Raw genomic sequence first — 7891 nt, forward strand, 5'->3', positions numbered from 1 at the left:
AAATGACCGATTCCCTGCGCGTTGGCGTTTCGTCCTGTCTCCTGGGGCAAAAAGTTCGTTACGATGGGGGCCACAAGAGAGACAGTTTTATCGCGGATCAGTTGGCCCGGTTTGTGGAGTTTGTTCCCGTTTGTCCGGAACTGGAAATCGGCTTAGGGTCCCCCCGGGATTCCATCCATTTGACCCAAACCCAAGGGAAGATTCGGTTGGTCAATCCGAAAACCCATCAAGATCTGACGGACACCATGTCCCGGTGGTCCGCCGATCGACTCTCCCAATTGGAAAAGCAATCTTTGTCTGGCTTTATCTTAAAAAAGGATTCCCCCAGTTGTGGGATGCAACGGGTTCGCGTCCACCAGGAAGGGAAACCTCCCACCAAAGACGGTGTTGGTCTTTTCGCTCAACGTCTTCTGGAACGATGGCCGCTCCTGCCCGTGGAAGAAGAAGGTCGCCTGAACGATGCTCGGTTGAGGGAGAATTTCATCGAACGCGTGTTCGCCTATCACCGGATGGTCCATTTCTTTGGGAAACCCTGGACGACGGGAGATCTCGTTCGGTTTCATACGGCCGAAAAACTTCTCCTGATGGCCCACGAACCCGCGGGATACCAAGAGTTGGGCCGGTGGGTGGCGCAAGCGAAAGGGGTTTCCCCCACCCGCTTTTTCCAAGACTATGGCTCACGGTTTATGGCGGCCCTGGGACATCTCGCCACCACGCGCCGTCACGTGAACGTCCTCAACCACGCCGCGGGATATTTCCGGGGCCACGCCAGCCCGGAAGAACGACGGGAACTCCAGTCAGTCATTGGGGATTATCAACGGGAACTTGTGCCCCTGGTCGCCCCCCTGGTGCTGCTCCGAAGCTTCGTGCGCACCAAGGGCATTTCCTACTTAGAGGGGCAAACCTATCTTTATCCCCACCCCAAAGAAATGATGCTCCGCAACCATGTTTAATTCTTCCCACCAGCACCCCGAAGCGAAAGCCTGGGCCGCTTTAAGCCAGACCCTGGGCAAGGACATTCTCTTGACGCAAGCGAGTGGCGGGAACACGTCCGTTAAACTTGACGATCAAAAAATGTTGGTGAAGGCGTCGGGGTTACGGCTGGGGGAAGTGACTCAAGAAAAAGGCTGGGTCGGCGCCGATTTCAAAAGAATTCGGCAGGGGGTTCCGGAACTCCGCAACGAAATCGGAACAGAAGCCCAGTCCAAGGCCTACCAAAGGCTCCTGGCTTCCTCAACAGACACATCCGGTCTTCCGATATCGCTGGAGGCAGGACTTCACGCGCTCATGCCTGATCGCTGGGTGGCCCATGTCCATAGCGTGGCCGGCCAACTGCTGGGCCTGATGCCGGTGGAAGAGGCGCGGAAATGGGTCGCGGAAAATTCAGGGGGCACCGTTTCTCTGCACCATGTTGCCCCCGCCGTTCCGGGCCACGATCTATGTGTAAAGGTGGCCGAAGGGATCGCCAACGATCCTCCTCCCACCCAAGGAAACGGTATCCCTCTCTGGATTCTTCAAAACCATGGGGTGGCTTGGGGCGCGACCACAGATAAAAACATCTTAGCGGCTTCAGAAAAATTCGAGGGCCCCCTCCGGGAACGGTTCGGTTTCCACCGTTTTTCCCCACCCCGGATTGAACCGCTCGACCCCAACCGCCATCCCGGACCGGAAGGAAAAATCTGGTACCGCGCCCATCTTTCCGAATGGCCCATCTGTCACTTCGACACCACCCCGGTCTTAACCGATTTTGTCGGACATTTCGATCTCTGGTCCGACGCCCCGCCCGATTTTATTCAGACCGATGACCACACCGCGAACATCCTCGCCCAATCCCCCCGCGAAATGGAAGGCCACGCCCAAGTCTTCTACGCCCACGCCCTGGTCTCCACCCTCGCCCGTCAAGAGGGATGGTTTCGTCCCCTCCCCCCCCATGTGGTCCAAGCCATTAAACGTTTAGAACTTGAACGCTCCCACCCTTAACCCGAGATTTTCAGTTGAGTCTCCTTGTTGCTCAGAGAGAAATGGGTTAAGATTTGAACATGGACAGGCCCCCTTTAGAAGACCTTCTTCACCAATATCGAGACAAAGCAAAGAAAGCCTTGGGCTTATTCCTTTACTCCGCGCGCAAAGTGGCCCCTTTTGATTTGATGGCTTTGAAGACTCCTGAGGATCTCGAGCCTTACGATGCCTTAGCGGGGAGATTCGAGCGCGCCATAGAGTTAACCCTGAACCCCCTCCTCAAATCGATCGAGTTGGTGGAGACCGGGGTCTCTTCCGAAACCCTGAGGGACAAGCTCAACCTTGCGGCCAAACTCCACCTGATTGACGACGTTGAGTTGTGGTTGGAAATGCGGGCCGCACGTAACCGTATCGCTCACGACTATGTGCCAGAACGTATTAAATTGGTCCAAGACCTTATCCGGACACGGTATCGTGAAGAAATTGAAAAGTTTCTTCCTCGTCTTGAGGCCTACCTTATCAAGCGAGGCGTTCTCCCATGAGGATTTCCCCCCCGGAACGCCGGGCGCTCAACTACGCCCTTGAAAATATTCCCTTCGACGCATTTCTTTTTGGGTCCCGATGCGACGACACCCGTCGCGGGGGCGATGTGGACGTGTTGGTGTTGGGAAAAGATTTAACCGACGCCCAGAGATTGGACATGGAACTCAAAATTATCGCACGCTTCCAATCCCTCTGTGATGAAAAAATCGATGTCGCCGTTTTTGATATCACCCGCCTCACCCCAGCCGAAAAATCCTTTCTGGCTGTCGTCGGCTCCAACAAACTTTCCTGGGCGGCCTAGAAAATCGAACCCAGAATCCCCCGTTAAGCGCGCGAGCGTGGCACTTCCGCTGGCGCGGTCGGCCGCTCCCACGCGGCACTTCCACTAGCGCGGTCGGCCGCTCCCACGCGGCACTTCCACTAGCGCGGTCGCAGGGACTACGGACAACCTTTTCTGTGAAGGAAAAAGACCCCTTTTGTCGAAACCGACAATGCGACTGGAGATTTTGGGTTGGTTGAATCCCGTAATTCAACTATGGATTCTTGGTTTTTTAGCGTGTGAGGCCAAACGGGGCGGTCTCCAGAAGAGACCGCCCCGTTTGATTTGAAACGTGTTATCAATTATTTTGAGGAATAGGATTTTCCCGTTTTATCCTCAATGACCGCCTGAGCCGCCGCAAGGCGAGCCACAGGGATACGGAAGGGACTGGCGGACACGTAGTCCAAACCCGCGCGGTAGCAGAACTTCACAGAAGGCGCGTCGCCCCCGTGTTCTCCGCAAATACCGCATTTCAGATCCTTCCGGGACTTCCGGCCTTCACGAACCGACAGTTCCATCAAACGTCCCACACCGACTTGGTCCAGCGTGGCAAACGGATCGTCGGCAAATATTTTTTTGTCCAGATAGACTTTCGTGAATCCCCCCGCATCGTCTCGAGAGAAACCGAGCGTCATCTGGGTCAGATCGTTGGTTCCGAAGGAGAAGAATTCCGCTTCCTGGGCAATTTCGCCCGACGTCAGAGCGGCACGCGGAACTTCAATCATGGTGCCCAACAGGTAATTCACTTTAACCCCGTATTCTTTCTGGACTTCCGCCGCCACACGACGAACGATGGCGGTTTGGTCTTTCAATTCTTTGATGTTCCCCACCAGCGGAATCATGATCTCGGGGAGCACGCTGACTTTCTCTTTCTTCAGCTCGCACGCCGCGGACAGGATCGCCCGAACCTGCATCTCCGTGATCTCCGGGTAGGTAATGCCCAACCGGCATCCCCGGTGCCCCAACATGGGATTGAATTCATGGAGCGATTGGGTCTTTTGAAGGATTTTCTCCGTTGGAATTCCGATCTTTTGAGAGAGGACAGCGGCGTCTTCTTTCGTTTTCGGAAGGAATTCGTGCAAGGGGGGATCCAGGGTCCGAATCGTGACACCAAACCCTTTCATCTCTTTCAAGAGACCCTTGAAGTCTTCCTTTTGGAAGGGCAACAACTTATCAAGGGCTTTCCGCCGTTGTTCCTCCGTGTCCGACAAAATCATCTCCTGCATGAACGGCAGACGATCGGGAGCGAAGAACATGTGTTCCGTGCGACAGAGGCCGATGCCTTCCGCGCCCAGCGCGCGAGCCATGATGGCGTCCCGCGGGATGTCCGCGTTCGCTCTCACTTTGATTTTTCGGTAACTGTCGGCCCACGCCATGACGGTTTTAAACGAAGCGAAGAGGGTCGATTCTTTCGGGGTCAATTCGCCCCGAAGAACCCGCACCACTTCTGACGGCAAGGTGGGGACCTGCCCCATAAGCACTTCACCGGTAAATCCGTCGATGGAAAGGTAATCCCCTTCTTTCACCGTGTTCCCGTCCACCGTCAAAACACCGGCTTCGTCATCGATTTTCAAAACGCCACATCCCACCACGCACGGTTTGCCCATGCCGCGGGCCACCACAGCGGCGTGGGACGTTCGGCCTCCGATGGCCGTCAAAATACCTTCCGCCACCACCATCCCTTCGATATCGTCGGGATTGGTTTCCGGGCGAACGAGAACCACCGGCCCCTTTTTGGCCATCTCCACCGCGCGGTCCGCGGTGAACGCGGCTCGACCGGTCGCGGCGCCGGGCCCGGCGTCGATTCCCTTCGCCAAAAGACGCCCTTCTTTGACCGCCAGAATCTTCTCTTTACCGTCAAACACAGGGGCCAGAAGCTGGGCGATTTGGTCCGGTTCGATCCGGAGCAGAGCCTCTTCTTTGGAGATCAATTTTTCGTTGACCATGTGGACCGCCACTTGAACCGCGGCAATCCCGGTCCGCTTCCCATTTCGGGTTTGAAGCATGAACAGCTTCCCCCGCTCGATGGTGAATTCAAAATCCTGCATGTCCCGGTAGTGCTTTTCCAACTTCGTGGTGATTTCCCGAAGTTGTTTATACACCGTGGGCATGTCCCGTTCCAGTTCTTTAATCGGCTTCGGGGTCCGAACACCAGCGACCACATCTTCTCCCTGAGCGTTGGTCAGATATTCACCGAAGAACTCCTTGGCGCCGTTGCTGGGATTCCGTGTGAACCCCACCCCTGTTCCGGAGTCGTTGCCCATGTTGCCGAACACCATGGCCTGGACGTTCACCGCCGTACCTATTTCGTCGGAAATTTTGTTCAGACGACGGTAGGTGATGGCTCGGGGGTTGTTCCAACTGCGGAAAACGGCGTTCCGCGCGTCTTCCAATTGTTTAAGCGGGTCTTGGGGGAAATCTTTTCCCGTTTCTTCTTTCACCAATTTTTTCAAAAGGGCCACCACATCTTTCAAGTCCCCCACATTCAGCTCGGTGTCCAGTTGAACCCCTTTTTTGTGCTTAACGGATTCAAGAACTTTTTCAAAGGCACTCTTTTCGATTTCCAAAACGACGTTCCCGAACATGGAAATGAATCGACGGTAGGCGTCCCAAGCGAAGCGATCGTTGCCGGTCTTCTCGGCCAAACCGAGGACCGCCTCATCGTTCAACCCCAGGTTCAAAATCGTGTCCATCATGCCGGGCATGGAGAACTTAGCGCCAGATCGAACCGAGACCAACAGAGGATCAGATGAGGAACCGAACTTTTTTCCTAAAGCTTTCTCCAATTTCGCCATGGCTTCTTTGGATTGGCCGGCCAGCTCGGTCGGAAGCTTTTTGCCGTTGGCGTAATAGTAACGGCAGGTATCGGTGGTGATGGTGTAGCCCGGAGGAACAGGAACCCCCGCGCTGGACATGCCCGCTAACCCCGCGCCTTTTCCACCTAAAAGATCCTTCTGGTTGCCGTTGCCTTCCGCTTTGCCATTACCAAAAAAATAGACGTATTTCTTTGCCATACGAGTGGGGCTCCTTAATTGACCGGTTCTTTTCCAAATGAACTCGGGATTGGGCACGGATAAAAACAAGAGGGTGAAAACGATCAACCCCGGCGGCCCCCAGTGGAGGCCCCGTGCGTGGGACCTACCTTACAAAATTCCGGGCGGGGGGGTCAACGTGGAGAGTTGCCATCCGTGCCCCTTGCCAATATTCCAAAAATACGGAAATAATCAAAAGGCTTCCGTGTATCGTTTTGGGCGTCGACCCCATCAACACAACACGGCGCACCGTCGTTGGCGTTCCTATTTCCAGTTCCGCCAAAGGACCCCCACGCCCCCAGAGAAAAGGCGACGCCCTGCCAAAGTTTAGCTTTTTAACTTTTCCAATCTTCCCCCGGCATAATCCTGTGCATGAAAGCATCAAAAAGCGGAACAGTGAAAGCGGTGTCTCCATGGTTCGGACTCCAGATCATTCCTTTGGAAATGAGCTGGTTTCGTGTTGGTCCAAGTGAGCTGACCTCACGCTTCAGCTCTTCAGCAATATTTCCTGAACGATGAGGGCCTGGCCCTAATTGTGCCATGGCACGAAGATATCGTTTCTCAGTCGGCGTTAATCGATCAAAACGAACACGAAAGAAACTTTCATCAAGTGCAGCGATGGCCGACACTGAAGCGTTTTTGACATCGTTTATCGTGATGGGACTTCTTTGAGCAACTTCCCAGGAGTGTTTGCCCCACTCCTGTAAAAAATAGGGGTATCCGTGGGGCTCTTCAAAAATCAAGTCCAATGCTTCGGGAGTCACTTCGACCCCTTGATCCTGAGCGGGTTTTGCGATGGCAATCCTTGCCGCATCGAGTGGGAGATGGCCAAGCTCGGGAAAATCAAACATCCTTTCTGCATACGATTTTGCTCGACCCATTAATCCTCTTAATTGGGGGAGTCCAGCTCCAACGAGGACAACAGGTAATCGTCGTTGGGCCGCTCGATGAAGTGCTGTGATAAGCGCGGCAAGCTCGTCCTCCTTTACGTACTGCAACTCATCTAAGAAAATGACTAAAGCTGTGCCTGCCTTTTGGACTGCGATTCCGGCCGTTTCCAACAGAGCTTGCAAATCATGTTCAAGATCGCCATTGTCAGCCAGACCCGGTTCGGGGTCCAGATCAATCCCGACCTCGATATCGTTGTATTTCAACTTGAGGGATTTGGCAAAACCAGCCAGGGCTTTGAGGCCCCGTTGAGCAAGTAACTTTACTTTCTCATTTCTGGAGAGTTTCAAGAGAGATAGACGTAGTTCGGGTGCAATAATGGCGGGAAGGGATCGGTTTTCTGGTGCTTCGATCCGGATCGTTTGAATCCCTACATTTTCCGCATCGGACCTCATCTGGTCAAGTAAAACGGTCTTGCCGACTCCACGGAGGCCCACCATCAAAACACTTTTTGTTGGGAACCCCCTGCGGACACGCTCTATGGCAACACGAACTGATTCTCGTAATTCATCTCTCCCTGCAAGTTGCGGGGGGGGCGTCCCCGCCCCCGGTGCAAACGGGTTGTTTATGGGATCCATGTCTAATATATACAAATATTAGCCATATTATGTAATAGGCATAATTTAGCTAACTTCACTCAATTTGCAATATAAATCATTCTCGAGATCGTCAAAAGAAGTGCTTCCAATGGGGCTGTGAATACCCGGACATTTTTTCCGCAGGGAACGCTTCCTCCGTTTCGCTTTGTTATATTTCGACAACTTCATCAAAACAAAGGTGAAACCTTGGTTTAAATTTCAACTAACCCCAATGCCGTCCGATTGAAGCCGCATTTCATTTCGAGACCACCACAGTGCCTGTGGCGCGGCGGCCGCCCACGGTGATTTGGTAGATGTAGACGCCGCCGGGGACCGAGGCGCCGTTGGCGTCACGGCCGTCCCAGGCCAAACTTAAACCCGGTGCGGGACCGGTGGCCATGTCGGCCACACGGGCGCCATCGGTATCGTAGATGGTGCCGTGGGTGGGGTCGCCGTTGGGGTTGTTGAGCCGTATGACGGTGACGTCGTTACGGCCGTCGCCGTTGGGGGTG

At 54.3% G+C, this 7891-nt stretch carries 7 protein-coding genes and 1 pseudogene; 5 read left to right on the forward strand and 3 right to left on the reverse strand.

Features of this window, described 5'->3' with window-relative positions:
- Positions 1 to 2 precede the first annotated feature (2 nt).
- Genes JNK54_10010 through JNK54_10025 form a run of 4 tightly spaced genes read left to right on the forward strand, consistent with a single transcriptional unit; the run spans position 3 to position 2803 of the window.
- Positions 3 to 953: a DUF1722 domain-containing protein gene (locus tag JNK54_10010; GenBank protein MBL8024595.1), complete on the forward strand. Its 951-nt coding sequence runs from the start codon at positions 3 to 5 to the stop codon at positions 951 to 953.
- Entirely contained in the window at positions 946 to 1980 is a 1035-nt protein-coding gene (locus JNK54_10015) for a class II aldolase/adducin family protein (protein ID MBL8024596.1), read from the forward strand. Before JNK54_10010 ends, JNK54_10015 begins: the two co-directional genes overlap by 8 nt.
- A 59-nt stretch (positions 1981 to 2039) precedes the next feature.
- A complete protein-coding gene (locus JNK54_10020) occupies positions 2040 to 2501 on the forward strand; it encodes a nucleotidyltransferase substrate binding protein (protein ID MBL8024597.1) in 462 nt (153 codons plus the stop codon).
- Complete coding sequence (locus JNK54_10025; GenBank protein MBL8024598.1) at positions 2498 to 2803, forward strand: nucleotidyltransferase domain-containing protein; 306 nt, start codon at positions 2498 to 2500, stop codon at positions 2801 to 2803. The genes JNK54_10020 and JNK54_10025 overlap by 4 nt, the downstream gene beginning before the upstream one ends.
- Before the next feature lie 320 nt (positions 2804 to 3123).
- On the opposite strand, the gene JNK54_10030 is transcribed toward JNK54_10025, so the two are convergent.
- Positions 3124 to 5835 carry a pyruvate, phosphate dikinase gene (locus JNK54_10030; GenBank protein MBL8024599.1) on the reverse strand — a complete coding sequence of 904 codons (2712 nt, stop codon included), beginning with the start codon at positions 5833 to 5835 and terminating at the stop codon, positions 3124 to 3126.
- A gap of 170 nt (positions 5836 to 6005) precedes the next feature.
- Between JNK54_10030 and JNK54_10035 the strand changes: the two are divergent.
- Positions 6006 to 6134, forward strand: a pseudogene (locus JNK54_10035) (type II toxin-antitoxin system PemK/MazF family toxin).
- A 54-nt stretch (positions 6135 to 6188) separates the two neighbouring features.
- Here JNK54_10035 and JNK54_10040 read toward each other — a convergent pair.
- Together JNK54_10040 and JNK54_10045 are read right to left on the reverse strand one after the other, a co-directional pair.
- Positions 6189 to 7379, reverse strand: coding sequence for an AAA family ATPase (locus JNK54_10040; protein MBL8024600.1), 1191 nt, complete (start codon positions 7377 to 7379; stop codon positions 6189 to 6191).
- Between the two features lie 256 nt (positions 7380 to 7635).
- Positions 7636 to 7891: gliding motility-associated C-terminal domain-containing protein (locus tag JNK54_10045; GenBank protein ID MBL8024601.1), on the reverse strand; the 256-nt coding region annotated here is incomplete at its 5' end.

It is taken from the genome of Elusimicrobiota bacterium (assembly GCA_016788905.1).
Classification (GTDB): Bacteria; Elusimicrobiota; Elusimicrobia; order FEN-1173; family FEN-1173; genus JADKHR01.

What these genes read in the sequence shown, in the direction of transcription:
- JNK54_10030 (MBL8024599.1), bottom strand. Translation starts at nt 5,835, where the DNA reads ATGGCAAAGAAATACGTCTATTTTTTTGGTAATGGCAAAGCGGAAGGC.
- JNK54_10040 (MBL8024600.1), bottom strand. Translation starts at nt 7,379, where the DNA reads ATGGATCCCATAAACAACCCGTTTGCACCGGGGGCGGGGACGCCCCCC.
- JNK54_10015 (MBL8024596.1), top strand. Translation starts at nt 946, where the DNA reads ATGTTTAATTCTTCCCACCAGCACCCCGAAGCGAAAGCCTGGGCCGCT.
- JNK54_10025 (MBL8024598.1), top strand. Translation starts at nt 2,498, where the DNA reads ATGAGGATTTCCCCCCCGGAACGCCGGGCGCTCAACTACGCCCTTGAA.
- JNK54_10010 (MBL8024595.1), top strand. Translation starts at nt 3, where the DNA reads ATGACCGATTCCCTGCGCGTTGGCGTTTCGTCCTGTCTCCTGGGGCAA.
- JNK54_10020 (MBL8024597.1), top strand. Translation starts at nt 2,040, where the DNA reads ATGGACAGGCCCCCTTTAGAAGACCTTCTTCACCAATATCGAGACAAA.